This window comes from Lentisalinibacter orientalis (genome assembly GCF_040706535.1).
GTDB classification, from domain to species: Bacteria; Pseudomonadota; Gammaproteobacteria; order Steroidobacterales; family Woeseiaceae; genus Lentisalinibacter; species Lentisalinibacter orientalis.
Genome location: NZ_JAPDRJ010000004.1, coordinates 136,937 through 162,946, shown reverse-complemented (window position 1 = coordinate 162,946; position 26,010 = coordinate 136,937). Strand labels below are relative to the sequence as shown.

At 65.4% G+C, this 26,010-nt stretch carries 23 protein-coding genes, 1 tRNA gene and 1 pseudogene; 13 read left to right on the top strand and 12 right to left on the bottom strand.

Annotated elements, in window-relative coordinates; all coding sequences use genetic code 11:
- Positions 1-2 precede the first annotated feature (2 nt).
- From ACJMK0_RS14655 to ACJMK0_RS14635, 5 genes are read left to right on the top strand one after another with little or no spacing between them, the layout of a single operon-like run.
- Positions 3-977: a PilW family protein gene (locus ACJMK0_RS14655; RefSeq protein ID WP_405239314.1), complete on the top strand. Its 975-nt coding sequence runs from the start codon at positions 3-5 to the stop codon at positions 975-977.
- Positions 974-1,444, top strand: a complete 471-nt coding sequence (locus tag ACJMK0_RS14650; protein WP_405239312.1) for a PilX N-terminal domain-containing pilus assembly protein — start codon at positions 974-976, stop codon at positions 1,442-1,444. The genes ACJMK0_RS14655 and ACJMK0_RS14650 overlap by 4 nt, the downstream gene beginning before the upstream one ends.
- A gap of 42 nt (positions 1,445-1,486) precedes the next feature.
- Positions 1,487-1,858, top strand: coding sequence for a hypothetical protein (locus ACJMK0_RS14645; RefSeq protein ID WP_405239310.1), 372 nt, complete (start codon positions 1,487-1,489; stop codon positions 1,856-1,858).
- A gap of 4 nt (positions 1,859-1,862) precedes the next feature.
- On the top strand, positions 1,863-5,261 hold the full coding sequence (locus tag ACJMK0_RS14640) for a pilus assembly protein (protein WP_405239309.1): 3,399 nt from the start codon (positions 1,863-1,865) through the stop codon (positions 5,259-5,261).
- A gap of 40 nt (positions 5,262-5,301) precedes the next feature.
- Positions 5,302-5,715, top strand: a complete 414-nt coding sequence (locus ACJMK0_RS14635) for a type IV pilin protein (protein ID WP_405239307.1) — start codon at positions 5,302-5,304, stop codon at positions 5,713-5,715.
- A gap of 60 nt (positions 5,716-5,775) precedes the next feature.
- On the opposite strand, the gene lspA is transcribed toward ACJMK0_RS14635, so the two are convergent.
- From lspA to murJ, 3 genes are all read right to left on the bottom strand, one after another.
- Complete coding sequence (lspA, locus tag ACJMK0_RS14630) at positions 5,776-6,354, bottom strand: signal peptidase II (RefSeq protein WP_405239305.1); 579 nt, start codon at positions 6,352-6,354, stop codon at positions 5,776-5,778.
- On the bottom strand, positions 6,351-7,283 hold the full coding sequence (locus ACJMK0_RS14625; RefSeq protein ID WP_405239303.1) for a bifunctional riboflavin kinase/FAD synthetase: 933 nt from the start codon (positions 7,281-7,283) through the stop codon (positions 6,351-6,353). Before ACJMK0_RS14625 ends, lspA begins: the two co-directional genes overlap by 4 nt.
- Positions 7,284-7,376: 93 nt before the next feature.
- Entirely contained in the window at positions 7,377-9,008 is a 1,632-nt protein-coding gene (murJ, locus tag ACJMK0_RS14620; RefSeq protein ID WP_405239301.1) for a murein biosynthesis integral membrane protein MurJ, read from the bottom strand.
- A gap of 199 nt (positions 9,009-9,207) precedes the next feature.
- On the opposite strand from murJ, the gene rpsT reads away from it, so the two are divergent.
- Positions 9,208-9,471, top strand: a complete 264-nt coding sequence (rpsT, locus tag ACJMK0_RS14615) for a 30S ribosomal protein S20 (RefSeq protein ID WP_405239299.1) — start codon at positions 9,208-9,210, stop codon at positions 9,469-9,471.
- Between the two features lie 67 nt (positions 9,472-9,538).
- Here rpsT and cgtA read toward each other — a convergent pair whose 3' ends face one another.
- From cgtA to rplU, 3 genes and pseudogenes are all read right to left on the bottom strand, one after another.
- Positions 9,539-10,555 (bottom strand): Obg family GTPase CgtA, encoded by a 1,017-nt coding sequence (cgtA, locus tag ACJMK0_RS14610; RefSeq protein ID WP_405239297.1) that lies wholly within the window; start codon positions 10,553-10,555, stop codon positions 9,539-9,541.
- Between the two features lie 108 nt (positions 10,556-10,663).
- On the bottom strand, positions 10,664-10,921 hold the full coding sequence (gene rpmA / locus ACJMK0_RS14605) for a 50S ribosomal protein L27 (protein WP_405239295.1): 258 nt from the start codon (positions 10,919-10,921) through the stop codon (positions 10,664-10,666).
- 241 nt (positions 10,922-11,162) lie between these two features.
- A pseudogene (gene rplU, locus ACJMK0_RS14600) lies at positions 11,163-11,471 on the bottom strand (50S ribosomal protein L21); the annotation flags it as partial.
- Between the two features lie 264 nt (positions 11,472-11,735).
- On the opposite strand from rplU, the gene ispB reads away from it, so the two are divergent.
- The 5 genes from ispB (at position 11,736) to ACJMK0_RS14575 (ending at position 19,982) form a co-directional block, all read left to right on the top strand.
- On the top strand, positions 11,736-12,734 hold the full coding sequence (gene ispB, locus ACJMK0_RS14595; protein ID WP_405239293.1) for an octaprenyl diphosphate synthase: 999 nt from the start codon (positions 11,736-11,738) through the stop codon (positions 12,732-12,734).
- A gap of 15 nt (positions 12,735-12,749) precedes the next feature.
- Entirely contained in the window at positions 12,750-13,868 is a 1,119-nt protein-coding gene (locus tag ACJMK0_RS14590) for an efflux RND transporter periplasmic adaptor subunit (protein ID WP_405239291.1), read from the top strand.
- Between the two features lie 4 nt (positions 13,869-13,872).
- Entirely contained in the window at positions 13,873-17,007 is a 3,135-nt protein-coding gene (locus ACJMK0_RS14585; RefSeq protein ID WP_405239289.1) for an efflux RND transporter permease subunit, read from the top strand.
- A gap of 80 nt (positions 17,008-17,087) precedes the next feature.
- Entirely contained in the window at positions 17,088-19,739 is a 2,652-nt protein-coding gene (locus ACJMK0_RS14580) for an AMP-binding protein (RefSeq protein ID WP_405239287.1), read from the top strand.
- A gap of 166 nt (positions 19,740-19,905) precedes the next feature.
- Positions 19,906-19,982: transfer RNA gene (locus ACJMK0_RS14575), tRNA-Pro, on the top strand.
- A 399-nt stretch (positions 19,983-20,381) separates the two neighbouring features.
- Here the strand turns inward: ACJMK0_RS14575 and ACJMK0_RS14570 are convergent.
- From ACJMK0_RS14570 to ACJMK0_RS14560, 3 genes are all read right to left on the bottom strand, one after another.
- A complete protein-coding gene (locus ACJMK0_RS14570) occupies positions 20,382-21,047 on the bottom strand; it encodes a hypothetical protein (protein ID WP_405239285.1) in 666 nt (221 codons plus the stop codon).
- A gap of 44 nt (positions 21,048-21,091) precedes the next feature.
- Positions 21,092-21,724 carry a hypothetical protein gene (locus ACJMK0_RS14565; protein WP_405239284.1) on the bottom strand — a complete coding sequence of 211 codons (633 nt, stop codon included), beginning with the start codon at positions 21,722-21,724 and terminating at the stop codon, positions 21,092-21,094.
- 90 nt (positions 21,725-21,814) lie between these two features.
- Positions 21,815-21,985, bottom strand: a complete 171-nt coding sequence (locus tag ACJMK0_RS14560; RefSeq protein ID WP_405239282.1) for a hypothetical protein — start codon at positions 21,983-21,985, stop codon at positions 21,815-21,817.
- Positions 21,986-22,139: 154 nt separating this feature from the next.
- Here ACJMK0_RS14560 and ACJMK0_RS14555 point away from each other — a divergent pair, with 154 nt between their 5' ends.
- Both ACJMK0_RS14555 and ACJMK0_RS14550 read left to right on the top strand, forming a co-directional pair.
- A complete protein-coding gene (locus ACJMK0_RS14555) occupies positions 22,140-22,388 on the top strand; it encodes a type II toxin-antitoxin system Phd/YefM family antitoxin (protein ID WP_405239280.1) in 249 nt (82 codons plus the stop codon).
- 7 nt (positions 22,389-22,395) lie between these two features.
- A complete protein-coding gene (locus tag ACJMK0_RS14550) occupies positions 22,396-22,704 on the top strand; it encodes a type II toxin-antitoxin system RelE family toxin (RefSeq protein ID WP_405239278.1) in 309 nt (102 codons plus the stop codon).
- A gap of 48 nt (positions 22,705-22,752) precedes the next feature.
- On the opposite strand, the gene ACJMK0_RS14545 is transcribed toward ACJMK0_RS14550, so the two are convergent.
- From ACJMK0_RS14545 to ACJMK0_RS14535, 3 genes are all read right to left on the bottom strand, one after another.
- Positions 22,753-23,376, bottom strand: a complete 624-nt coding sequence (locus ACJMK0_RS14545) for a hypothetical protein (RefSeq protein ID WP_405239276.1) — start codon at positions 23,374-23,376, stop codon at positions 22,753-22,755.
- A gap of 407 nt (positions 23,377-23,783) precedes the next feature.
- Positions 23,784-24,647: a hypothetical protein gene (locus tag ACJMK0_RS14540; protein ID WP_405239275.1), complete on the bottom strand. Its 864-nt coding sequence runs from the start codon at positions 24,645-24,647 to the stop codon at positions 23,784-23,786.
- Between the two features lie 370 nt (positions 24,648-25,017).
- On the bottom strand, positions 25,018-25,842 hold the full coding sequence (locus ACJMK0_RS14535) for an HAD family hydrolase (protein ID WP_405239273.1): 825 nt from the start codon (positions 25,840-25,842) through the stop codon (positions 25,018-25,020).
- Positions 25,843-26,010: the final 168 nt, after the last annotated feature.

Below are 26,010 nucleotides of genomic sequence, written 5' to 3'. Positions count from 1 at the left end.
CCATGAACGCAAATCACGGCCACCGGCGCCAGCAGGGCGTCACGCTGATCGAGCTGATGGTCGCCCTCGTGATCGGCTCGTTCCTGATCATCGGCGCGGTGCAGGTCTACATGCAGAGCCGCAGCGCCTACATCGTCAACGAGAACATCGCACGGGTGCAGGAGAACGGAGAGTTCGCCTTCGACGTCATGGAACCCGATCTGCGCATGGCGAGCTACTGGGGCCTGCTGAGCCGGCCGGACCTGGTCGAGGGACGTGCCACCACGGGCGACCCGGATCCGCTGAACATCAATCCTCCGGCCGGCTGCGGCGCCGACTTCGTGACGGATCTTCTGCGTCCGATCGAGGGTGCGAACAACACGACCGACTGGCCGTGCGTGGGCGCAGGCAACTTCATGCCGAACTCCGACAGCTTCGTCGTGCGCCACGCGCGCATCACGCCGGCCGCGCCTACCGCGGGCGTCATCCAGCTGGAGACGACGCGGCTGCAGGGTCAGCTGTATTCGAACGGCGTGGCTCCCGGCGGCTTCGTGGGCGGCGGCACCCAGACCAACAACCTGGTGGTCAACGGTTACTACGTCTCGCCGAGTTCGGACATCTTCCCCAACGTGCCGTCCCTCAGACGGCGATCGCTGGCATCGGTGGGCGGCGCACCGGTGATCCGCGACGAGGAAGTGGTGCCCGGCGTCGAGAACATGCAGATCCAGTTCGGCCTCGATATGGACGGGAACGCCACGGTGGACCGTTACGTCAACCCGGACAGCCCGATCATCGATCCGGCCTCCGCGGCATTCGACCCGGAGGTCCGGGTCCTGGCCGTGCGGCTCTGGCTCCTGGTGCGTTCGGTCGAGCGCGAACCGGGTATCGCCGACAACACTAACTACCAGCTCGCCGACGTCGACCTGGGCGCTTTCAACGATGACTTCCGCCGCATGGTCAAGACCAAAACGATACTGCTGAGGAACGTGCGCACATGAGGCAGACGAGCGAAAAATTCAACGCAACGCGACGGCGCCAGGGCGGTGCCGCGCTGGTGGTCGGCCTGGTCCTGCTGATGGTCCTGACGCTGCTGGCCATCTCCGGCATGAACACGGCGACCACCGGACTCACCATGGCCGGTAACAACCAGTTCCTGGAAAGCGCCTTCCAGGCCGCCGAATCCGGCGTGGACGAGGCGCTGGCCCAGGGTACGTTCCAGACGGCGGCGCCGAACATCATCGCGCCGCATGTGATCAACGGCACCGACACCGTCGAATCGACCACCACCTACCAGTGCAACACGCTGGTACCGGATGCCGCTTTCAGCATCGGCGCCGGCAAGGGCATCGCCGCATTCCATTTCCAGACGATCGCGACCGCCGAATCGACCCGGGGCGCGACCGCAGAGCACACCCAGAACTTCTACATCGTCGGGCCGAAGGGCATCACCGACGTCTGCCCCTGAGGCGGAAGGATCACCGAGGGAGACAGCGACATGAGATTACGGATGACACTGACAGTGCTGGCGCTCGCCGGCCTCGCACAGGTGGCGGCAGCAGCGCCGCCGGCGGTCGAGGAGGCCTACGAGGTGTGGGTCAGGCATCTGACGCTCCCCGCCAACGAATTCGGCAGCGTGATCCTGCGGGAATGCGACGACTGCGACCGGGTGACGCTTCGTGTGGAGGGCGACACGAGCTACCTCTTCGACGGCCGCGCGATGACGCTGAGGGCATTCCGCGAGGCAGTCCTGAACATGAAAGGCCGCGACGAGGCGGTGGGCACGGTGGTCTACCGGCTCGAGGACAATCGTGTGCGGCAGATCAACGTGAGCACGCCGCCGGAGACCTCCGGCAAGCGGTCGTTCGAGACACGAGGATAGGGATATGACTCGGAACACGCAGAACATTCGAGTGCTGGCGGCCGGAGCACTGCTCTCGCTGGCAGCAGGCGGCGGCGCCCTCGCAGACGACACCGAGCTGCTGGTACTGAACCCGACGACGCTGCCGGAGGACCGGCCGAACATCCTGTTCATCATGGACTCGTCGGGCAGTATGACGAGCTGGGAGTCCGTGCAGGAAGACTACGACCCGGACCGCGACTACAGTGGCTCCTGCGACAGCTCCAAGCTGTACTGGACCACGAATACGTCCGCCACTCCGGATTGTTCCGTCTCTCTCGCCCAGATCGACAAGGCCTCGTTCTTCTGCGACCGGGCCACGGCCGAGCTGCGGGCGACGGGTGCTTACACCGACAAGTTCGTCCAGTATCGGGAATACCCGGTCGGCGACGACACGGATCAGTGGGCGCGGCTGGACCCGAGTGACAACTCGAGCCCGGTCGAGTGCGCCCGCGACGCCGGCCTGCACGGCGAGACCGCCTCCAGCGCGGCCGTTTTCGCCCAGCGCGGCCTGGACAACCTCCCCTGGACCTCGGATTCCGACCAGGCGCTGATCTGGGGCGCGGGCCTCGCAGACACCACCTACAAGGTGGTGGACGGCAATTACATGAACTGGTCCGCCAATCCGCCGACGACGTTCAAGCGCCGCATCGATATCGTGAAGGAAGTGGCCAAGAACGTGCTCTCCACAGTCAACGACGTCAATGTCGGCATGATGCGGTTCAACTTTGACGACGGCGGCCAGGTCATCAAGGCCATGGAGCGCATCGAGGACAGCCGGGCCGAGCTCTTCGACGTCATCGACAATATACCGGCCAGCGGCCTGACCCCGCTGTCGGAGACGCTCTGGGAGGCGGCGCGGTACTACCGCGGCATGAGCCCCGAATACCACTACTGGAACTGGCGCACGAACCAGGACTATGACGCGGTGGACACGTCGACCAACCCGGATACCTACGTGAACCCGGTCAGCTACTCCTGTTCGCGCAATTTCATCGTCCTGCTGACGGACGGCCAGCCGACAGCGGACCGGGATGTGCAGTACTACAACCTGACCAGCTGGCTGCCCGATTACTCCGTGGTGACCGGCCGCACCGGCTGCACCGGCACCGGCGACGGCGCCTGCCTCGACGATATCGCCGAATACCTGTTCAAGGGCGACATCAACGGCGATGAGCTCGGGACGCCTCACGTGAATACGTACACGATCGGCTTCCGCACCGACTTCCCGCTCCTCAAGGAGACGGCCGAGGCCGGCGGCGGCCAGTACTACACGGCCGACAACACCCAGGGCCTGACCGACGCGCTGACGCAGATCCTGAACACGATCAGCCAGCAGGAAGTGACCTTCACGGCGCCGGCGGTGCCGGTGAACGCCTTCAACCGGGCCCAGAACCTGAACGAGCTGTATGTGACGGTGTTCCGTGCGGACCGCAAGCTGCGCTGGCCCGGCAACCTGAAGAAGTACAAGCTGGTGGGCGGCAAGATCGTGGACGCGAACGGCATCGAGGCCGTGGACCCTGTCACGGGCTTCTTCAAACAGGCCGACCCGAACACGGGGCAGACCGAGACGGCCCGCAGCTTCTGGTCCGACGTCGACGACGGGCGGGTTGTCGAACTGGGTGGCGCCGCCAACGAGCTGCCGGCCCCCGGTTCGCGCAATCTGTACACCAACCTGACCGGCAACAGCGGCGTGGACCTCAAGGCCCCGGCCAACGCGGTCTCGCTGGCCAACGCCGGCAACTTCTCGCTGGCCGACCTGGGCCTGACCGGCGCCTCCACCGAGCCGTCGAAGTCCGACCTCATAGCATGGGCGCTGGGTGAAGACATCCAGGACGAGGACGGCGACCCGCTGACCAACCAGCGCAACCAGATGGGCGATCCCCTGCACTCGCGCCCCGCGGTAGTGGTCTACGGCACCACCGAGGCCAACGTCCGCAGCGTCGTCTTCGTGGGTACCAACGAAGGCTACGTGCACGCCATCGACGCCGAGGACGGCAGAGAGCTGTGGGCCTTCGTCCCGCGGGAGAAGCTCTCCGATCTGGCCCGCCTGTTCGAGAACCCGAAGTCCTCGAACAAGCATTACGGCGTGGACGGCAATATGCAGGCCGTCATCATCGACAAGAACAACAACGGCCTCATCGACACCGGCATCGACAACGTCTACCTGGTGTTCGGCATGCGCCGTGGCGGTGGCAGCTATTACGCCATCGACATCACGGATCCGGAATCGCCGGAGCTCGCGTGGAAGTTCTCGAATCCGTCGATCGGGCAGAGCTGGTCGACGCCGGTACCAGCGAGGGTCGCGGTCGACGGCGCCAGCCAGGCGGACCACAAGACCGTGCTGATCTTCGCCGGTGGCTACGACGTCGCCCACGACGAGCCCGGCGCATTCTCGAGCGCCGAGGACTCCTTCGGCAACGCCATCTTCATGGTGGACGTCGACGACGGCGAACTGCTCTGGTCCGCCGGCAACGACACGTCCCATGATCTGGTACTGCCGAAGATGAAACGCGCCATCCCGTCGGACGTGACGGTGGCGGACATGAACGGCAACGGCCGTGCCGACCGCATGTACGTGGGCGACATGGGCGGCCAGCTCTGGCGCTTCGACATCTTCGACGGCCAGCCGCCGTCGGACCTCGTGGCCGGCGGCGTCATCGGCACCTTCGGTATCGAGAGCGGCCTGACGGGTGCGGCCAACGAGCGACGCTTCTTCGTGGCCCCGGACATCGCGATCTTCCGTGACCCGGTGCAGGACAAGCGCTACCTGTCCATCAGCATCGGCACCGGCTACCGCTCGCACCCGCTGGACACGGATACGGACGAGCGTTTCTACTCGATCCGCGACCCGTACATCTTCCAGCAGCAGCCCCAGACCTGGTACGACGGCCTGGGCGCCGGGCAGATCGTCACCGAGGCCACGCTGGTGGACGTCACCAACGAGCCGACAGGCACCGTGATCGGACCCAGCGACGACGGCTGGATGCTGACGCTGCGTGACGGCGAGAAAATCCTCTCCGAGTCGCGTACCTTCAACGACAAGGTGTTCGTGGTGAGCTTCCAGCCGAAGATCGCGGACCTGGCTGCCTGCAACCCGGGCGGCGGTGTCAACCGGCTGTACGAGATCAGCGTGGTCAACGGCGACCCGCCGCCGCCGGAAGACGGCGAAGTCTCCGACCCCGACCCGCGCTCGGAGGAACTCAAGCAGGAGGGCATCGCGCCGGAGACGGTATTCCTCTTCCCGAGCCCTGACGATCCGCAGAACTGCGTGGGCAAGGAATGCTCGCCGGATCCGGTCGGCTGCGTCGGCGTCGAATGTTTCGACCCGGGCTTCGAGAACGTGCCCGTGAGGACCTTCTGGACGGAGGACGGCGTCGAGTAATCGGCGCCCGTCCCTGCCCGTCCCGCACGAGAGAGGAATCATGCGCAAGACCATGCAAGGCATCACGCTGCTGGAACTGATGATCGTCGTCGTGATCATCGGCACGCTGGCGGTGCTGGCCTACCCCAACTACCGCGAGTACTCCTCGCGGGCGCAGCGCACCGAGGCGCGGTCGATGCTATTGCGCATCGCGGCCGACCAGGAGAAGTTCTACCTGCAGAACTCCACCTACGCCAACACGATGACGGCATTCGGCTACGCCAGCAACGCCGTGCCGACCGATACGGGGAAGTACGAAATCTCGATCACCGCGGGCAACGCGGCGGACTTCACGGTTCGTGCGGACTACCAGAATGCCGATGCCGAAGCCGGCAAGTGCAGCTGGTTCGAGCTGGACGCCCGCGGCACCCGTACCTCGGGCCCGCTGGGCCCGGACGAATGCTGGGCCCGGTAACCGGCGCGGTAACGGGCACGTGACGGGCCGCCCGGTTCTGGTTCTGAGCCGGGCAGCCCGTCAGGTCTCTTGCCCGTCCCCCTTCTCCCCGGCCTCCTCACGGCCGGAAAAGAACAGCGCGTCGATGATCAGGCAGGCCGCACCCACCGTGATGGCCGAATCGGCGAGGTTGAAGGCCGGGAAGTAGGCATCCTCGTAGTGGACGTGGATGAAGTCGATCACGTAGCCGTACTGTACGCGGTCGATCACGTTGCCGAGCGCGCCACCCATCACCAGGGACAGGCCGATGGCCAGCCACGACTGACCCCGCGCCGGCAGCCGCCGCAGCCAGAACAGGATCACGATGCTGACGACGATGCCGAGGCCGGTGAAAAGCCAGCGCTGCCAGCCTCCGGCGTCCGCCAGGAAGCTGAACGCCGCGCCGGTGTTATGCAGCAGCGTCAGGTCCAGATACGGGTTCACCGCCACCGATTCGAAGAGCTCGAACTCCCGGGTGACCACCCACTTCGTCGCCTGGTCGGCCGCCAGGACGGCCAGCGATAGCCACAGCCAGTGGACGGCCGTGGCGCCGCCTTGCGGGCCCGCAATCTCCTTCGCCCCGTCGCTGGGGGATTCGTTCACTCCGGCTTCCTCCGTCATGCTGCCAGTATCTCCCGTGCCTGGGCCGCGTCCACGTGCATCTGCTCGGTCAGGGCGCCGAGGTCCGGGAACCGGGCCTCGTCGCGCAGCTTGGCGATGAACTCGACGCCGATGTAGCGGCCGTAGATATCGTCGTCGAAATCGAACAAGTGGACCTCGAGCAGCGGTTTCGTGCCGTCCACCGTCGGCCGCGTCCCCACGCTGGCGACGCCGTCCAGCGGCGCGTCGCCCAGGCCGTCCACGCGCACGGCGAAGATGCCCATCACCGGACTCTGGCGCCGGCAGAGATTCACGTTGGCGGTGGGATAGCCGAGTGAACGGCCCAGCCGCTGGCCGCGGATGACCCGCCCGCCCATGCGATAGTAGCGGCCGAGGAAACGCCGGGCCTGTTCCATGTCGCCGGCCGCCAGCGCCTCGCGCACCGCGCTGCTGCTCACTCGGATGCCGTCCACCACCACGCTGGGCACCTGCTCCACGTTGAAGCCGGCGCGCTCGCCGGCCCGCACCAGATCCTCGACGCCGCCGCTGCGGCGCCTGGCGAAGCGGAAGTCGTCGCCGACCACCAGGTGGCGGACACGCAGGCCCTCGACCAGCAGCGCATCCACGAATTCCTTCACGCCGATGTCGGCCATGCGCCGGTCGAAGCGGGGACAGAAGAAGCCCCGGATACCGTAGTCACGCAGGGCCTGGAACTTCTCGCGGAAACGCATGAGACGCGCCGGCGGCCGCTCCCCGGAGAAGAATTCCTTGGGCGTGGGCTCGAAGCTCATCACGATCGGGTCGGCACCGAGGGCGCGCGCCTCCGCGAGGACCCGGTCGAGTATGCGCCGGTGGCCGAGGTGCAGCCCGTCGTAGGCGCCGATCGTCAGCACGCTGCCGGCGGGGCCCGCGAGACGCGGCAAAGAATCTCTCGTCCTGCTGAGCTTCATGGAAACCTCTGGTCCGGACACCGCGGCAGTCACCGCGCCGGTGCAGGCGGAAGGGTAGCACGATGGCGCGCGGATCGCGGCGGAGGGCGCCGTTCAGCCCCGCCTCTCGCCAGCCGCGCCGAGGCGCAGGTGGCGCGGCCGCAGTCCGGTCGCCGCCAGCGCGAGGGCATAGACCCCGAGTCCGCTGCCGACCAGCAGCGCCAGCCAGCCCACGCGGGCGCCGATGCCGGCGGCCAGCCACCAGTCGGCGGGCTGGTCCAGCCAGACGAGCGCGGCCGTCATCAGGGCACAGGCGGCGCCGATACGCGCCAGCAGCAGCGGCCAGCCGGGGCCGTGGGTCACGATGCCCCGGGTGCGGAGCCCGCGGTAGAGCAACCCCGCATTCACGAAGGCGGCGATCGAGGTGGCCAGTGCCAGACCCGCATGGGTGCCCTCCGCGCCGACCCGCAGGAGAGTCAGCACGAAGATCAGGTTCAGCACCAGGTTCGACAGTAGTGCCACCACCGCGATCCGCACCGGGGTCTTCGTGTCCTGGCGGGAGAAATAGGCCGGCGCCAGCACCTTTACGAGGATGAACCCCAGCAGTCCGAACGAGAAGGCGATCAGACTCAGGCGGGCCATGCGCACGTCGAACGCGGTGAATTCGCCGCCGTAGAAAATGGTGACGATCAGCGGTCCGGCCAGCACCGCCAGCGCCAGCGCGGCGGGCAATCCGATGAGCAGCACCAGCCTGAGCGCCCAGTCCACCGTCGCGGAGAAGGCGCCCGTCTCGCTGCGCGCATGGTGGGCCGACAGACCGGGCAGGATCACCGTGGCCAGCGCGATGCCGAAAACGCCCAGCGGGAACTCCATCAGCCGGTCCGAGTAGTACAGCCAGCTGATCCTGCCCGGGCCCAGGAACGAGGCGATCTGGTTGTCGATGAGGATGTTGATCTGGGCTACCGACGAGCCGAACAGCGCCGGCAGCATGAGGCGGCCGACCCGCAGTACGCCCTCGTCTCGCCTGCCCCAGCGGGGCCGCGGCAGCGCGCGGATACGGGCGAGGAACGGCAGCTGGAAGACGAGCTGCACCAGGCCGGCCACGAAGACGCCGGCGGCGAGCGCCATGCCCGGCTCGGCCACCCGGGGCGCGACGAACACCGCAAAGCCGATCAGCACGACGTTCAGCAGCACCGGCGTGAAGGCCGGAACGCCGAAGCGGCCGAAGGTATTGAGGATGCCGCCGGCCAGTGCCGTCAGGGAGATGAACAGGAGGTAGGGAAAAGTCAGCCGCAGCATGGCCGCGGTGAGGTCGAAGCGCCCGTCGTCGCCGATGAAGCCGGGTGTGAAGATCAGCACCAGCACGGGCGAAGCCACCACGCCCACGGCGGTGATGACGAACAGCAAAGCGCCCAGCGTGCCCGCGACCCGGTCCACCAGCGCCTGCACCTCCTCGTGGCTGCGCGTGGAGCGGTACTCCGAGATCACCGGCACGAACGCCTGGGAGAAGGCGCCTTCGGCGAAGAAACGGCGGAGCATGTTGGGAATCTTGTTGGCGACGAAAAAGGCATCCATCGTCACGCCGGCGCCGAAAAAGCGGGCGAAGACGATGTCGCGCACCAGCCCGAGGATGCGCGAGAGCAGGGTCATCGCGCTGACCGTGGAGGTGGAGCGGAGCAGCTTTGCCGCGCCGCCCTGCCCGGCCCCGCCGTCGCCGGCTGACTCCGAATTACGCTGCTGGCCCAAGATTCCTCCGTCTGCCGGGCAATGGCCGCCAGCGGCGGACGATTGCGGACGATTGCGGACAATGGCGAAGTGTAGCCCGAAGCCGGGCCGGTTTCCGCGGTCGCCGGCACCGCCGCCCTAAGCCGCTGTCAGGCTTGACAATAGCGCCGCGCGTGCGAGAATACCCGGCTTTCCCGCACGCTCCGCAGAGAGAATTCGAGTGGCTAACATCAAATCAGCAGAGAAACGGGCCCGGCAGGGCGAAGAGCGCCGCAAGCACAACATGGCGCTCCGTTCCCGCCTGCGCACGCGCATCAAGAAAGTGATCAAGGCGATCGAGTCCGGTGACAAGGAAGCGGCCCAGGCCAGCTATCAGGAGGCAGTGCCGGTGATCGACTCGATGATCAACAAGGGCATCATCCATCGCAACAAGGCGGCGCGCCACAAGAGCCGCCTGAACAAGCGGATCAGCTCGCTCGGCTGACGCCGGACCGCAGCCGAAGAAAAACCGGCCGTCGGCCGGTTTTTTTATGCCTGCGGCAGGCGCGGCCTCATGCCCGGCGCTCGCGCTCCAGATGCGCCATCACGGCGCGGGCGAGCGCCTCGGTACCGGCCCCCGTCGCGGCACTTACGGCGAATACCGGCCCGCTCCAGCCGATCTCCGCGAGCAGATCCGCGCGCAATCCCTCCAGCGCCGTGTCCTCGAGCAGGTCGATCTTGTTGAGCACCAGCCAGCGGGGACGCTCCGCGAGCCCGGCGCCGAACTTCTGCACTTCGCCCTCGATGGCGGCGAATGCAGCGGCCACGTCGTGACCGTCGACGGGAGCGACGTCGACCACGTGCAGCAGCAGCCGGGTCCGCTCCAGATGCTTCAGGAAGCGGATGCCGAGGCCTGCGCCTTCGGCCGCGCCCTCGATCAGGCCCGGGATGTCCGCCATCACGAAGCTCTGCTCCGGGCCCACCCGCACTACGCCGAGGTTCGGATGCAGCGTCGTGAACGGATAGTCGGCCACCTTCGGCCTGGCCGCGCTCATGGCCCGAATCAGCGTGGACTTGCCCGCATTCGGCAGGCCGAGCAGCCCGACGTCGGCCAGCAGCTTCAGCTCCAGCTTCAGGTGCCGCGCCTCGCCCGGCGTCCCGTTGGTGGTCCTGCGCGGTGCGCGGTTGGTGGAGCTCTTGAAGCGGGTGTTGCCGAGACCGCCGCGGCCGCCCTCGGCCACCTTGAGCCGTGCGCCGTCGTCGGCGAGATCGCCCAGCACCTCGCCGGTGTCCACGTCGGCGACGATGGTGCCCACCGGCACCCGCACGGTCAGGTCGTCGCCCGAGCGGCCGGTCTTGTTCCGGCCGGCACCGGCCTCGCCACTTTCCGCACGGAACCGACGCTGCACGCGGAAGTCGGCCAGCGTGTTGATGCCCTGGTCGGCCTGCAGCCAGACGCTGCCGCCATGCCCACCGTCGCCGCCGTCCGGCCCGCCCCGCGGGACGTATTTCTCGCGGCGGAAACTCAGGCAGCCGTGGCCGCCGTTGCCGGCCTGCACTCGGATGGTCGCTTCGTCGACGAATTTCATCGGAATTTCAGCGGGAGACAAAAAAACCCCGCCGCAGCGGGGTTTTCTCAGCGGGACGGAGTACCGTCACTGGCCGCGGGGCCACGGCTCCGGATCCGGCCTCGCCGATCAGGCGTCGACGACGCTCACGTACTTGCGGCCCTGCGGTCCCTTCTTCTCGAACAGGACCTTGCCGTTCGCCTTGGCGAACAGGGTGTGGTCCCGGCCGACGCCCACGTTGGTGCCAGCATGGAAGCGGGTGCCCCGCTGGCGCACGAGTATGTTGCCCGCCACCACGGACTGGCCGCCGAAGAGCTTCACGCCCAGTCGTTTGGATTCTGAATCGCGGCCGTTCTTACTGCTGCCGCCTGCTTTCTTGTGTGCCATTGTCGTCTACCTGCTCGTCCGCTGGCGCCGCGCGGCGGCGCACGTCATTACCCGTATTACCTTACTCGTCGCTGCCGGCCCCTTCCTTCCCGGCGGCCGCCTTCTTCGCCGCCGTCTTCTTGGCGGTCTTCTTTTTCGCAGCCTTCTTCCTGGTCGCGGTCTTCTTGGCAGCCTTCTTCTTGGCGGCCTTCTTCTTCGGCGCGGCCTCGGCCTTCTCCGCCGGTCCCGCCGTCATGCCGGCACCACTGATGCCGGTGATCTCCACCTCGGTAAAGGCCTGTCGATGGCCGCCCAGGCGCTTGTAGTTCTGGCGCCGCTTGAACTTCACCACGTCGATCTTGCGGCCCTTGCCCTGCGCCAGCACCGTCGCCTCGACCTTGCCGCCATCGATCAGGGGCTTGCCGACACTCAGCTCGCCGCCGGCGCCGATCAACAATACCTCGTCGAACTCGATGGAAGCCCCTTCCTCGGCAGGGAGACGCTCCAGCCGGAGCTTGTCGCCCATGCTGGCCCGATACTGCTTGCCGCCACTACGAAAAACCGCGTACATCTCGAACTCCGGAAGCGGGCTCCGGCCAACCGCGGCCGCCCCTTCGCCTGTCTGTCATTACCCGTTGAGAACGGTGAGAACGGACCCGACAGAGGCCGGTACGGCCGGCGGGTCCCCAAAAGACCGGGCATTGTACGGCCTGCATGCCGGCCGGTCAACGGGGCCGACCCACGAATAACCCCCGGATTCAGGGGCTTGGACAGCCTCTGACAAAGGCCGCCGGCTCGCCAAGCGGCGCCGTTTCAGGCATTATCGATCGCCGATATGTATGCCGCAGAAGACACCCGCCGTGTCGCGACGCTGGATGCGCTGCGACGCCTGACGCGTTCCGACATGGACCGCGTGGATGCGCTCATCCGCGAGTCGCTGCAGAGCGACGTGCTGCTCGTCTCCCAGGTGGCGGAGTACATCATCGGCAGCGGCGGCAAGCGCCTGCGCCCCCTGCTGGTGCTGCTCGGCGCCCGGGCGCTCGCCTACGACGGCGAGGAGCACATCCGGGCCGCCGCCATCATCGAGTTCATCCACACGGCCACGCTGCTGCACGACGACGTGGTCGACGCCTCGGACCGCCGCCGCGGCCGCCATACCGCCAATCACGTGTTCGGCAACCAGGCCAGCGTGCTCGTGGGCGACTTCCTCTACTCCCGCTCCTTCCAGATGATGGTGCGTATCGGCGACATGCAGGTCATGGACATACTCGCCGACGCCACCAACACCATCGCCGCCGGCGAGGTCATGCAGCTGATGAACGTGCACGACCCGGACACGACGGAGGAGCGCTACCTCGAGGTGATCTACCGCAAGACGGCCAAGCTGTTCGAGGCAGGCGCAGCCATCGCCGCCGTGCTGGCCGGCCAGCCGGCGGACGTCCGCGAACGCATGGCGGAATACGGCCGCAACCTCGGCGCCGCCTTCCAGCTGGTGGACGACGCGCTGGACTACAAGGCGTCACCCGACGAACTGGGCAAGGACCTGGGCGACGACCTCGCCGAAGGCAAACCGACCCTGCCGCTCATCCGCGCGATGAGCAAGGGCACGCCGGAGCAGCGCAGGCTGATCCGCGCGGCCATCGAGAACGGCGGACTGGACAACCTGGCGCCGGTGCAGGCGGCCATCGAGTCGACCGGCGCCCTGGAATACACTGCCGAGCGCGCGCAGCGTGCCGCCGACGACGCCATCGCGGCGCTGGCCGGCCTGCCGCCGTCGGATTACAAGGACGCGCTGATCGCCGTCGCTGAATTCGCCGTCAACCGTCGTTCCTGACGTCGCGAGGCGGTGATGACTCACTCCTTCGAGCCCAGCGGGGCAGAGCGCGCCACCGGTACCGTCGCGATTGCCTGTGCCGCACTGTTCGTTTGCGGCGCCCTGCTCTCGTGGGCGCCGCCGGCGGCAGCGGAAGGCCCGCCGGTCACCGTGCGCGAGGCGCGCATACAGCCGGTAGTCCGCATCCTGCCTGTGAGCGGCACGGTGACCTCTCCCCGCTCTGCGCTGCTCTCCCCCTCCGTCGGGGGACTCATCGACGACTTCGCGGTAGACGCCGGCGACAGGGTCGCGGCGGGCGACATCCTCGTCAGCCTGGATGACGAACTCGAGGGACTCGCGCTGCAGCGTGCCCAGGCCACTCTCGCGGAAGCCGAGGCCGGTGTGGCCGATGCCCGGCGGCGGCTGGCCGAGGCGGAGCGGCTCGGCAGCGAGCGGGGCATCCCGGAGACCGAGATCGAATCCCGCCGCGCGGAGGTGGCCGCCGACGAGGCGGCACTGCAGGCGGCGAGCGCGGCGTTCCGCCAGCAGCAGGCGGTGGTGCGGCGCCACGAGATCCGGGCGCCGTTCGCGGGCGCCGTCGCCCGGCGGCTGGCGGAGGTCGGCGAGTGGGTCAACCCGGGCGACGGCCTGCTGGAGCTGGTGGCCGTCGACGGGCTGCGCTACGACTTCCGCGTGCCGCAGAACTACTACCCGGACATCTCCCCGGACACCCTCATCGACATCAGCCCGGATGCCGCGCCGGAGGAGTCCATCCCGGGCGACATCATCGCCATCGTGCCGGTGAACGACCCCGCCGCGCGCACCTTCCTGCTGCGCGCCGTGGCCGCCGAGGGACACGGCCTGCCGGTGACGCCCGGCATGTCCGCCCGCGGCGCGCTGCATCTGGATACCGGCCGGGAGGCCGTCGTGGTGCCCCGCGACGCGCTGATTCGCTATCCCGACGGCCGCATCACGGTGTGGGTGCTGCAGGGCCAGGGCGACGAAGCGACGGTGACCGAGCAGCGCGTCGAGACCGGCCTGGAGTTCGACGGCCTGGTCGAGATCGTGAGCGGCATCGAGGCGGGCACCCGCGTGGTCACCCGGGGCAACGAGGCGCTGCAGAACGGACAGACCGTCACCGTGACCAGGGACTAGGGCCGTGTTCGAGGCCATCGTCCGCAACGGCATACTGACCACCGTCGCCGCGCTCATCATCGCGGTCATCGGGCTCGTGGCCGCGTTGCGTATCCCGGTGCAGATGATCCCGGACCTGGAGGTGCGGACCATCTCCGTGCGCACCTCGTGGCCGGGCGCGACCCCGCAGGACATCGAGAAGGAAATCCTGATCGAGCAGGAGGAGTACCTCCGCAATATCCCGAACCTGCAGCGGCTCGAGGCCACGGCCTCCAGCGGTCAGGCCCGCATCGAGCTGGACTTCCCGTTCGGCGTGGACATCACCCAGACGCTGATCCGGGTCAACAACGCGCTGAACCAGGTGCCCTCCTACCCCCTGAACGTGGATGAGCCGCGGGTGGACGCCACCAGCTTCTCCTCCAACGCCTTCATGTTCTTCCGCGTCTCGCCGCTGCCGGGCAATCCGCGCTCGCTCGACATGGACATGATGCGGGACTTCATCGAGGACAACGTACGCCCGCGCATGTCCAGCGTGCCCGGCGTGGCCCAGGTGGGCGTCGGCGGCGGCGCCGAGCGCCAGATCCGCATCCTGCTGGATCCCTCCCGCCTGGCGGATCGGGGGCTCACCATCAGCGACGTGCGCGACGCGGTGCGCAGCCGCAACCAGGACATCTCCGCCGGCGAAGTGGAGAGCGGCAAGCGCCGTTACCTGCTGCGCACCGTCGGGCGCTTCGGCGACGTCGCCGACCTCGAGGGGCTGATCATCGAGCGGCGCGGCGACACGATCATCCGGCTGGAAGACGTGGCCCGGGTGGAACTCGACCATTTCGAGATCCGCGACCTCTCGTTCGTGGACGGCGACCCGGTAATCAGCCTGTACGTGCGCCGGGAGACCGGCTCCAACGTCATCGACATCAAATACGCCATGCTGGACGCGGCGGAGGACATCAACGCCGACCTCCTGAATCCGGCCGGCATGGAACTCGAACTGACCGCGGAGGACGCCGGCTACGTGGAGGCCTCCGTGGCCAACGTCTGGGTGAATCTCGGCCTCGGCGCGCTGTTCGCGACGCTGGTGATGTACCTGTTCCTGCGCTCCGGCCGCGCCACCCTGGTGGGCGTCATCGGCATCCCCATCTGTACCATCGCCGCGTTCATCGGCCTGCTGGTGACCGGACGCACCATCAACGTGATCTCGCTCGCCGGCGTGGCCTTCGCCATCGGCATGACGCTCGACAATAGCATCGTCGTGATCGAGAGCATCGAACTCGAGCGCCGCCGGGGCCTTGACCGCTTCAAGGCGGCCGTCGCGGGCGTGCGCAACGTCTGGCCCGCCGTACTCGCCTCCACGCTGACCACCATCCTGGTATTCACGCCCATCGTGTTCATCGAGGAGGAAGCCGGCCAGCTCTACTCCGACATCGCCATCGCCATCGCCGCCTCCATCCTCGCCTCCATGCTGGTGGCCGTCACCCTGATCCCCACGGCCAGCGCGCGGCTGGAGTTCGGCACCAGCAAGCGACAACCTGGCGGACAGCACCTGCGTGACCGCCTGCTCGCCGGCGTGGAGACGCTGATCGCAACCCGCGCCCGACGGCTCGGCACCATCGGCGCCACCGTCGCCGCCAGCCTTGCCGTCATCTTCATACTCACCCCGCCGGCGGAGTACCTGCCCGAGGGCGAGGAGCCGAAGATCTTCGCGCGCATGAGCGCGCCGCCGGGCTACAACCTGGAGACCATGGCGGACATCGGCCTGGAGATACAGGACTACTTCCTGGCCTTCGTCGGCGACGACCCGGACCGTTTCGACGCCGGCGAGACGCCGGTGCCCGCGCTGCAGTATCTCAACCTCGGCATCGAGGCGGACGGCATGCGCATCATCACCGAGCCGGTCGACCCCGACCACGTCGACGCGCTGATGGACGTGCTCACCGACAAGTACGAGACCTATCCGGGCATGCGGGCATTTGCCTCCCGGGGTTCCATCATCACCAGCAACGACGGCGGCACCCGCTCCATCAACCTGGACATCTCCGGGCCGAACCTGGCGGTGATCTACGAGGCGGCGCTCGCCGCCTACCGGCGCTCCGAGGAGGTATTCGGCAACCCGCGCATCCAGTCCAACCCCTCCTCCCTCGCGCTGTCGCAGCCGCTGGTGGAAGTGCGCCCCGACTGGGACCGCGCCTCGGAACTGGGCATGAGTGCCGCGGACGTGGGCCTGACGGTGGCCGCGCTCACCGACGGCGCCTTCGTGGACGAGTTCTTCCAGAACGACGACAAGATCGACATCTACCTCTTCGGCCGACGCGGCACCGAGGCCCGGCTCGACGACATCGGCGACCTGCCGGTGTGGACGCCTCGCGGCACGGTGCTGCCGCTGTCGGCGCTGGTCAGCATCGAGGAGACCGTGGACACCAGCACCGTCAGGCGCGTGAACGGCCAGAGGACGGTGACGCTGAACGTCATCCCGCCCGAGAGCATCGCGCTGGAGACCGGCGTCGAGATGATGCGTTCGCAGGTCATCGGCCAGCTCCGTGAGACCGGCGGGCTGCCCGCCGGCGTGAACGTGGACATCTCCGGCGCCAGCGACCAGCTGGCCGCCACCCAGGCCGCCCTGGCGGAGAACTACCCCGTGGCACTCGTCATTGTCTTCCTGCTGCTGGTGGCGATCTTCCGCCACTGGGGTTATCCGCTGCTGATCATGACCACCATCCCGCTCGGCATCGCCGGCGGCATCGTCGGCCTGGTCCTGCTGAACCTGGTGGGCGCCGCCCTGCCGCTGGTCGGGTTGAACCCCATCCGCCAGCCTTTCGACATGATCTCCATGCTGGGCTTCCTGATCCTCATGGGCACCGTGGTCAACAATCCCATCCTGATCGTCGACCGGGCCATGCGGCAAATCCGGGAGACCTCCGCCTCGGCGCTGGAGGCCGTGCGCGAGGCGGTGCGCGTGCGGCTGCGGCCCATCGCCATGTCCACGCTGACCACCATCTGCGGTCTGTCGCCGCTGGTATTCATGCCCGGCGAGGGCACGGAGCTCTACCGGGGCGTCGGCGCCATCGTTTTGTTCGGCATTTTGGGCGCCGCCGTGGTATCACTGACCATGCTGCCCGCGCTCACAGTCACGGCGCTGGAATGGCGTCGTCCCGAGAAGGAGTAGAACGACCGAGCCGTTGATCGATGCCGAGGCCATGGCCGAGACACCCTGGCACTCGGAGCGAAGCCCGGCAGGGAGACCGCATGAACGAGTCGCTGACACTTTCGTCACTGTTCGAGGGACTGGCCGGCCACGGCGAGCACCCGGCGGTGGTCGAGGCGGACGGCGAAGACAACTCCTTCATTACCTACCGGCAACTCGCGGATCGCGTCGCCGCCGTCGCCGTCGGTGCGAATGCGGACGGATACGACCGTGTTGCCCTGTTCGCCACCCCGGACGCCGACTGGATCAGCGTCTTCCTTGGCCTGCTGCGGGCGGGGATCACGGCGGTGCCGATCGACACCCAGATGGAGCGGGAACAACTCGGCGGCATACTCGCCGATACCGACATCCCCTGCGTGGTCGCAGACGAGGCACGCGCCTCGATACTGGAGGAGATCGACTACGACGGCACCGTGCTCCGGCTCGACCGCGACGGCGGCGCCCGCAGCTGGCAGCGCTGGCTGGATATCGACGGCGAAGCGCCGGACCTGCCCGCCGCGGAGAATACCGCCCTGCTGCTGTTCACCAGTGGGACCACCGGCCCGCCCAAGGGCGTGCCCCTGAAACACCGCAACCTGGCCTTCCAGGTGCGCACGGTGGAGGAGACGGGCCTCGTCGCTGCCGACGATTGCATGCTCCAGCCGCTCCCGCTGCACCACGTCTACCCCCTGGTCATCGGTACGCTGGCGCCCCTTTCCCTCGGCATCCCCATCGTCATCCCGGCCAGCCTGACCGGCCCGGACATCATCCGGGCGATCCGCGCCCACAGCGTCACTATCATCCTGGGCGTGCCGCGTCTCTACGCCGCCCTGCTCGCCGGCGTGGATGCCCGCATCGACGGCCTGCCGGCCCCCGTCAGGGTGGTGCTGCGCGGGCTCATCCGCAGCTGCACCGCACTGCGCCGTGCCACGGGCGTGAACGCGGGGCGCTACCTGCTGCGGCCCCTGCATCGCCAGCTCGGCCCGACCTTGCGCATGCTCGCCTCGGGTGGCTCGCCGCTGGACGCCGCCACCGCCCACCGGCTGGAAGGCATGGGCTGGGACGTGGCCATCGGCTACGGCCTCACCGAGACGGCGCCACTACTCACCATCAAGATGCCCGGCCGCGGTCATCTCGATACCGTGGGCCGGGTCGTCGACGGCATCGAGCTCTCCATCGACCGCTCCGTGCAGACGGCCAGCGACGAGGACGCCGGCGAGATCCTCGCCAGGGGCCCCGGCGTCTTCGAGGGCTACCTGGACCGGGAGGACGAGACCCGGGAGTCCTTCACCGACGACTGGTTCCGCACCGGCGATCTCGGACGCATCGACGACGACGGTTACCTGCACGTGCTCGGGCGCAAGAGCACCATGCTCGTCACCGCTTCCGGGGAGAATATCCGCACGGAGGCCCTGGAGGAGGCGTACGCCGAACACCCGCTGATCGCGGAGATCGGCATACTGAAGGACGGCGAACAGCTGGCCGCCGTCATCTTTCTGGACCTAGAGGCGCTGCGCCGGGAATCCCGCGCGGCGGAGGACGCCATCGGCGCGGCCGTGCGCGAACGCTCGCGCTCCCTCCCCTCCTACCAGCGCCTCGACCGCTACCGCGTCACCCACGAGCCTCTCGACCGCACCCGGCTGGACAAGATCAGACGGAACAAGCTGGAGGAGCGCTACGAGTCCCTGGCCGACGGCGAGGATGCGAATGGCGGCGAGCCGATGGCCATCGACGACATGACCGCCGAAGACCGGGAGCTGCTGCGCAACGAGCGCGCCCGCAGGGCCTGGGAATTGCTGACGGAGCGCTACCGGCGGACGCGCCTGACGCCCGACACCAGCTTCCAGCTCGAGCTCGGCGTCGACTCCCTCGGCTGGCTCGACCTCAGCATGGACATCGCGCGGCGCACCGGCGCCGAGCTGCGCGAGGACGACATCGCCGGTATCGAGACGGTGCGGGACATGCTCGCCGCGGTCGCGGAGAAGGAGGAATCCGTCGAGGAACTGCACACGCCGCTCGAACGGCCGGACGCCGTACTCACCGACGAGCAGAAGGAGTGGCTCGAACCGCGCTCCAGGGCCAGCACCATCACCGCACGGGCCGCCTACGCCGTCAACACCGGCCTGATGCGAGCGGCATTCCGCGTGCGTGCCACCGGCGAGCCGCCGCCGGAGTCCGGGCCGCTGCTGATCGCGCCCAATCACACGAGCTTCCTCGACCCCTTCGTGCTGGCGGCCACGCTCCCGCCCGACCTGCGGGTGAACACGTTCTGGGGCGGCTGGACCGGCTGGGCCTATCGCAACGCCGTCTTCCGCGGCTTCAGCCGTCTGGGCCGGGTCATCCCCATCGACCCGCAGCGCACGGTGGTCTCCAGCCTCGCCTTCGCCAAGGCCGCGCTGGACCGGGACCGCATGCTGGTCTGGTTCCCGGAGGGCGAGCGATCCCGGGACGGCGAACTGCAGCCGCTGCGTCCCGGGATCGGCGTGCTGCTGGAACATGCACCGGAAGTCACGGTGCTGCCCGTGTCCATAGAAGGCGCGTTCGAGGCTTGGCCGCGGGGACAGCGCCTGCCGCGCCCCGCACGCATCGTCGTCCGCTACGGCGAGGGTATCAGCGTGCAGGCCCTCCACGACCGCGGCGACGGCGAGACCGATCGCGACCGCATCCTGGACGGCCTTCGCGGCGCCATCCGCGATCTTCAGGAGCAGGATTGAAAGGCGTTCGCGCCGATTGAGTCGGCGGGGCCGCTCAAGTACACTACCCGCCCTCTGCGGCAGCTGTCCGCCGGTATGGAGACCGGAAAGTCTCTTCCCGAACCGGCACTTATGGGCGCTGCGCACGGCACCGTCGGCCTTCCGCGGCCGACGATCCAAGCGGAATCGGGGTGTAGCTCAGCCTGGTAGAGCACTGTCTTCGGGAGGCAGGGGCCGGAGGTTCAAATCCTCTCACCCCGACCAATAAAAACAATAACTTCGCAAATTTCGCTATACTTCAACTAGTCCCGTAAGTGCACTGTAAGTGCAGTTCTTACCACGGCTCCGCCTAAACCAGCTCCCATTGGAGCGCATTGCCGCCGCCTCGCCGGACTGGATCCCGGCAACGGTGCTGCTGCGCGAGATCCAGGCCGAGGGTCTGCACAGACCGAAGCCCGTCTATAGCCTCTAGTGGTCCAAGCGTGGCCGCCAGTCTCTCCATCGGGATTCCGGGATCAATCTCACCAAGATCAGCAAGACCGTCACGCTGCAGTTGACGCCTCACGGATTTGCGGGCGATGAAGCAACGATCAACAGGAACAGAACAATCTTCAAACGACAACTCACACCGGTAGCCATGCTTACGCTTCTTATTGCTCTTACCTACTCTGCTTGTGCACTATCCATGTCAAGCTCGTATAGCAAGTGAGAATTCTCCGGCGTAGGGGCGACGTGCAACCTTTGCCGTGAGTTGTCGTTTGACTGAATCCTGATGTAGCCGGTCAGCCCCGGGCGAATACCGGACGGCAGCAAACGCAAATCGAGACTCGAGTCTGCGGTATTGCGTCCTTCCCAACCGAAGATCACCCCATTCTCATCGCGAAATACACCGGATATTTCGAATGAGTGCATGCCGAGCTGTGCGAGATCCAGTTGCACGATGGAGCGACCTGAACCAGCGGATCGGCCAATCATCTGCCGAAGAGCCACTTCATCGATATTTATGACGATAATGTTCTTTGAAGGAACCTCTCGTGCGAACACCTCTTCGATCCAAGGCTTCAAGCGCGCAATCTCGTAGCTTGAAGCCGGACTGACCACGATCTCGTCAGAGGCCGAATGAGCTTTGCCCCTGCTGTCTGTCGCCTGTTGCTTGAATCCAGAGGGAGTTGCTGGGATCTCGGCAATCGCTCCTCGTGTTTGTACCTCACGCAGGACTATCTTCTCGTTCTCTCTCTCAACTTGATAAGAGAACAAGTAGAGATAGCCGAAAGCGGCGGCACACGTTGCAGCCGCGATTACCAGGTAAGCTGATCGCCTATTGGTCATGTCAAGTGCGGCCTTTGGTCCTGCAGAAATGAACCGCTCGATTACTACTCCATTTTTTGGTCGATTTTCGTATCGTCCATCGACCAAATCAGGTGAAATCTTCCCTCGCCCGGGCTTTCTATAGTGATGAACCCAATTGTTGGCGCCTGGATCTCACCACTCACTTGACCGTTAGGGTTGATCCGGAGAGAAGCGTAGCTCCAGTCTGCGTGCTTGACCTGGCCGCGCCAGACCGCGTAGCCGTTCCTCGGCCCTTCCGCATGTTCCGTTCCAGATTCGGTAATGAGAGTAACGGTCTCTCCGAATAGATCGAGTGACACAAAGCTCTCAGCAGGCTCGAGTCGGATTGCCTCTCGAAGCAGATCGCTATCGATCTCGACAATCTGGTATTCACGGTAAGGCTTACGCTCCAGCAGTGCATTCAGCTTGCGCTCAGGGATATCTGACGGATCCGCTGGACGAATCGGCGACTGATCCGGTCTGCGCGCCGGTTCCCGCCCGCGAAGGGCAGGTCCCGCTGCGTTTACCGTCCTGGACTTCGGCTCGTCGGCGGCTGCAGGTATTCTGTCGTGACTGACACTTGCAGGATCCTGCTGCGTGTCATCCCCGACGGTGATGGCCACCAGGACCAGCGCCGAAATAATGGCCAGAAATAGCAAGCTGCCGAAGATTCTCAATCTATCTGTGCCAGGGTCAGGAGCCGTTCCTGCAGCCTGCCTGAAGAACCTGGAGTCTTACCAGGAGATTTTGGCCAAGAGCGTCCCGGCTCACTTCGCTCGCTCCTCGTCCTCCAGGGCTCTGGATATCTCCTCGCATTTCAGCTTGACGGGTGGACGGTCCGGAAACTCGGCAACGATCGACACTTCGCCGCCGATCGCCTTGATATAGCGATCCAGCGTCGAGACCATGATGTTGCAGCGGTTCTCGAGCCGGGACACGGTGTCCTGACCGATAGACAGGAAAGGACAAGAAAAGCCCGATAGACACAGACACTTATTCTTTTCGGGTCAGAATATGACCACTTTTAAGACCTGTTTATGGTTGAAAATTGGTCGGAAATATCGTAATGTGCGCGCACAGGAGGAAGGGCAAATGGAAACTGTTCTCGCAAAGCGCGCCATCAGCATGTCTGCATTCAAGGCCAGCCCGAAAAAGTCGGTCGACGATGCAGGCGGCGAGCCGCTTGCGGTGCTGTCGCACAGCAAGCCGGTCTTCTATGCCGTTCCGCCGAAGCTCTTCGAGCAGATCAACGAAATTCTCGACGATCACGAGATCGCCGAGATCGTTCGCAAGCGACTCGCCAAGCCCGATCTCGTTGAGGTAACTCTGGACGACCTCTGACCCGCCGATGCGGGAGACGCCGCTGAAACTCCTCTTTGATAAGCGGGCGCTGGCTGAATGGCACAAGCTGGATCGCCCGATCCGGGCACAGTTCAAGAAGAAGCTGGAAAAGCTGGTCTCCAGAGAAGAGACGCCCTCGCCCAGGAACAGGATTTCGGGTCTCGGGCCGAACTTCTACAAGATCAAGCAGCGCGCTAACGGCTACCGCCTGGTCTATGAGTATCGGGACGATGCCATGGTCATAACGGTTATCGCCGTTTCGAGACGCGATCGTAGTGCCGTCTACAAAATCGCCCGAGCACGCGTGAAGAAATAGACTCGCCGGCTCAAAATGTGCATCGCCAAGCGTCAATAGGGCCAAGCGTCAATAGGCGTTCAATACGAAGAATACGATCAGAGCGCCAGGCACGATAAGAAACTGAATCAACTGCTGACGATAGTCGCTCGCAGCAACAATGTCCTGGTCTATGTAAAAAAGAAATTCGGCGAGAGCTTGTGCATCCTCATCCTCTGGATTGGCCACGCGAGGCCTTTTCCGTGCGCGGTTTCTGTATGAGTACCAGTTTCTGACTGGCTTTAGCGTCCATGCGGGTCGCAAACTGATGATGTCTGCGAGATCCGTTAAGAAGTATCGAATATGATCAGTAGGATGAGATGAGAATTTCCAACACTGCCGTCGACTGTCGTAATACGTACGGACTGAAATTCCAAGTAACACTGAATAGACGATCGCCAGATCAATCGCCAGGAGCGGAATCTCCCATGGCAACGCCAAATGGACCAAATCCACGAGTGGCTGTATCAGACCGCGGTAGAAGCCCACGAGATCCTGCAAAATGGGCTTGAGTCCGACGTCGATTAGCCGGACAACGGCACTGATCGCGCTCATCCCGCCCGCAAAGGCTCCTAGCCAGCCCGTCCATGCTCTTATACCGGACAGGACAGCGCCGATGATGGTGGTGTCGTTGTTCTTAGCGACGCCTGCCATCAGCCAAAAGCAAGAGCGGGCGAGCCGTGAAGGCGTCACACATCAACAGAACCCTTTCGGATAGCTCTCGAGTTGCGCCATAACCATATGCCCGGACGATGCGGCTCACGAGTATTTCTTGAAACTCCGGGCCGAGACCGCAATGGTGCCGGCAATCAGTACGGCCAGCGACGTCACCACAAGTCGCAGAAGACTGGTCTGTTGTGCCTCCACGCTCGGCATTCGGCAACGCGAGGAGCCACGCCCTCAAGCAGTGGGTGGAGCTGACCGTGATTCTTGAGGACGGGGGTCCGGACCGATAACAACCTGGCCAAGAAAGGGACCCAGTCGTTCGTCATCAGAGGAAATTTTTCACTTCTGCTGTACAGTCACTGGAAGGCAGGCAAGTCGACGAGTCAGCGGAATAGTCAGCCGGCTTCGACCCAATCAGAGACAAGCCGAGCGATCTGATCGTTTCCCAGGTGGGTGAGTATCTCTTCCGCACGCCGTGTGGCCTGATCGTATGTATCTTGCCCGAACTGACGTAAAACGAAGTCCTCGACCGATTCGCCGACGCCACATTCTGTAGAAAACTGGCAGAATTGCTGCATCCGATAACCATTGGGACCGCAGTCTGCACCCAAACGGCATCCTGCGAGTATCCAAGCCGCTCCATTAATCGCCGATGTGGGATCGTCGGGCTCAACGGCAGCGGCCGACATATCGAAGACGACGTCTGCAGTGGCAGAGCCGAGTGCCGAAGCCAGTAGCGGCGCTACAGTCTCGCGCGTGTCACCTTTGGCAAGACGACTTAGTGCAACCTCCAGTTGAGCGTATGGGTGGCCGCCTTCTGCGGCATCCATAAGGAATCGTCCCCACCCTGAAAAATCTGATGCGTGGGCGTGGAGCTCGCTGCAGCGTTCCCAGGTTTTTCGCAATCTCTCGATAGTTGCCGGAGAAGGGTCCGTCAGGCGAGACAAGACTTCTTCGAAGGAGCTGCTTGACAATAACCCGTCGTGCGGTCTGCACATTTCCATCAGTCGCCAAACTAAAAACTGACTATCGGGATCCCCCTCAGTTGCGGCAGGATAGTGTTCCGCGACGAATGGATAATAACTGCCGTCACGTCTTGAAATCCGTATCGCAAAGCTAATCTCGCTTTCGTCGCCGACGTTGCTGGTGTCACCTGGTGGGGAAGTTGGCGATTCGACTGCTGCCGGGCCTGGTTTGGCGAGCTCGGAGGGCCCGTCGGGAACGGCCGCTGCGCGAACAGCAGGGGTTTCCTCACGCATGTTCGCCCGAGAATTCTCAGGCGCCGTATAGCTCTCACCCCCGAAGAACTTAAAGCCCGCATATGCCATAAGAAGGCATACAGGAAGCACCTTTTTGTAATCCCTTCCCATGGATGTCAACACTTCGACTGGTCGTTGGCTGCAGAAATTTTATCGTGACTGACACTTGCAGGATCCTGCTGCGAGTCATCTGCGCCGGTGATGGCCACTAGGTCAGACTCAAATCCACAGACGAACCGTTCAGCCCATTATGCTATCGACAACATATGTACCCAGTACATATATCACCGGTGGCGAGTCAGTTTTCCAATCCTCCCACCCCGACCAGCCATAATGGCTGCTCGGCCAAGGTTGGGGTTCCCAGCGATCCTTAGCCGAGCGTGAAGCGCTCCCGCAGAAAACGCGCGATGCCCTCTTCATCATGGTGGCCGATCACGGACGTGGCAGCAGACCTGATCCTTTCGTTCGCATTTGCCGGGGCGTAACACTCGTCCGCCGCCTCGAACATGCTGAGGTCGTTGTCGCTGTCACCGAAGCAGATGACCCGTTCCAGGCCGAGGAGGTCTTTCAGCGTCCGGATGGCGCCACCCTTGCTGGCATTGCTGTGATGAATATCCAGCCAGCGCCACTGATCGCCTTCCAGCGCGACGCCGGAGTAAGCCACCAGCGACGGCTCGTCCTCGATGCTCGCGACGACGGCGGCGATGGCATCCGCCTCGCCGATAGCGTTCACGTGGGTCACGACTGCGTCCGGCGGCAGTTCGTCCAGTCCGCGGACATCCAGCTGCGCTTCCATGCCGACATGCGCGATGAGTTCCCGCTCGATCGGCGTCAGGGTCGGCGGGTGATACACGGGACCCTCGGTGCCGGCTCTCATCGTGAAGACGAAAGGGGTCAGGCCTTGATCCATACTGGCGCTCGTGACGTGCTCCAGCTCGGCAGGCGTCAGCGTGGCGACGCTTGACAGGTGCCGGGTGTCGGGATGCCAGATCACCACACCATTCTTGTAGGCCTGGGGCAGCCTGAAACTGTGCCCTTCGAGCACCGCCCGGGCGCCATGCAACGTGCGCCCCGTGGCGACCGTGTACGCGATCTCCCGTTCGGCCAGGAGCTTCAGCGTCTCGCGGGTGAAGTCTGAGATCGCGGACGCCCTGTTGAGCAGCGTACCGTCGAGGTCGAAAACGACGAGTTCCATTCTTGAATAATCTTCTTGGTCGGGTTGAGTGCGTTGCCAGCCCTTCGGTCCGGCCCCGGAAGATCTTAATCGAACCTACGTTACAGTGCCGCGATATGCGTGGGGGGCGCCGGCAGCCGGGAAGCGCCGGCGTACTCGAATTGCCGGCATCCGATGAGATGATCCCTC

Bases quoted from the DNA above. Each gene is read 5' to 3' on its own strand.
- ACJMK0_RS14580 (WP_405239287.1), top strand. From the start codon at position 17,088: ATGAACGAGTCGCTGACACTTTCGTCACTGTTCGAGGGACTGGCCGGC.
- ACJMK0_RS14550 (WP_405239278.1), top strand. From the start codon at position 22,396: ATGCGGGAGACGCCGCTGAAACTCCTCTTTGATAAGCGGGCGCTGGCT.
- ACJMK0_RS14555 (WP_405239280.1), top strand. From the start codon at position 22,140: ATGGAAACTGTTCTCGCAAAGCGCGCCATCAGCATGTCTGCATTCAAG.
- lspA (WP_405239305.1), bottom strand. From the start codon at position 6,354: ATGACGGAGGAAGCCGGAGTGAACGAATCCCCCAGCGACGGGGCGAAG.
- ACJMK0_RS14625 (WP_405239303.1), bottom strand. From the start codon at position 7,283: ATGAAGCTCAGCAGGACGAGAGATTCTTTGCCGCGTCTCGCGGGCCCC.
- ACJMK0_RS14535 (WP_405239273.1), bottom strand. From the start codon at position 25,842: ATGGAACTCGTCGTTTTCGACCTCGACGGTACGCTGCTCAACAGGGCG.
- ACJMK0_RS14655 (WP_405239314.1), top strand. From the start codon at position 3: ATGAACGCAAATCACGGCCACCGGCGCCAGCAGGGCGTCACGCTGATC.
- ACJMK0_RS14545 (WP_405239276.1), bottom strand. From the start codon at position 23,376: ATGGCAGGCGTCGCTAAGAACAACGACACCACCATCATCGGCGCTGTC.
- ACJMK0_RS14590 (WP_405239291.1), top strand. From the start codon at position 12,750: ATGACTCACTCCTTCGAGCCCAGCGGGGCAGAGCGCGCCACCGGTACC.
- ACJMK0_RS14650 (WP_405239312.1), top strand. From the start codon at position 974: ATGAGGCAGACGAGCGAAAAATTCAACGCAACGCGACGGCGCCAGGGC.
- ACJMK0_RS14570 (WP_405239285.1), bottom strand. From the start codon at position 21,047: ATGACCAATAGGCGATCAGCTTACCTGGTAATCGCGGCTGCAACGTGT.
- ACJMK0_RS14540 (WP_405239275.1), bottom strand. From the start codon at position 24,647: ATGCGTGAGGAAACCCCTGCTGTTCGCGCAGCGGCCGTTCCCGACGGG.
- ACJMK0_RS14635 (WP_405239307.1), top strand. From the start codon at position 5,302: ATGCGCAAGACCATGCAAGGCATCACGCTGCTGGAACTGATGATCGTC.
- ispB (WP_405239293.1), top strand. From the start codon at position 11,736: ATGTATGCCGCAGAAGACACCCGCCGTGTCGCGACGCTGGATGCGCTG.
- rpmA (WP_405239295.1), bottom strand. From the start codon at position 10,921: ATGGCACACAAGAAAGCAGGCGGCAGCAGTAAGAACGGCCGCGATTCA.
- ACJMK0_RS14640 (WP_405239309.1), top strand. From the start codon at position 1,863: ATGACTCGGAACACGCAGAACATTCGAGTGCTGGCGGCCGGAGCACTG.
- ACJMK0_RS14645 (WP_405239310.1), top strand. From the start codon at position 1,487: ATGACACTGACAGTGCTGGCGCTCGCCGGCCTCGCACAGGTGGCGGCA.
- cgtA (WP_405239297.1), bottom strand. From the start codon at position 10,555: ATGAAATTCGTCGACGAAGCGACCATCCGAGTGCAGGCCGGCAACGGC.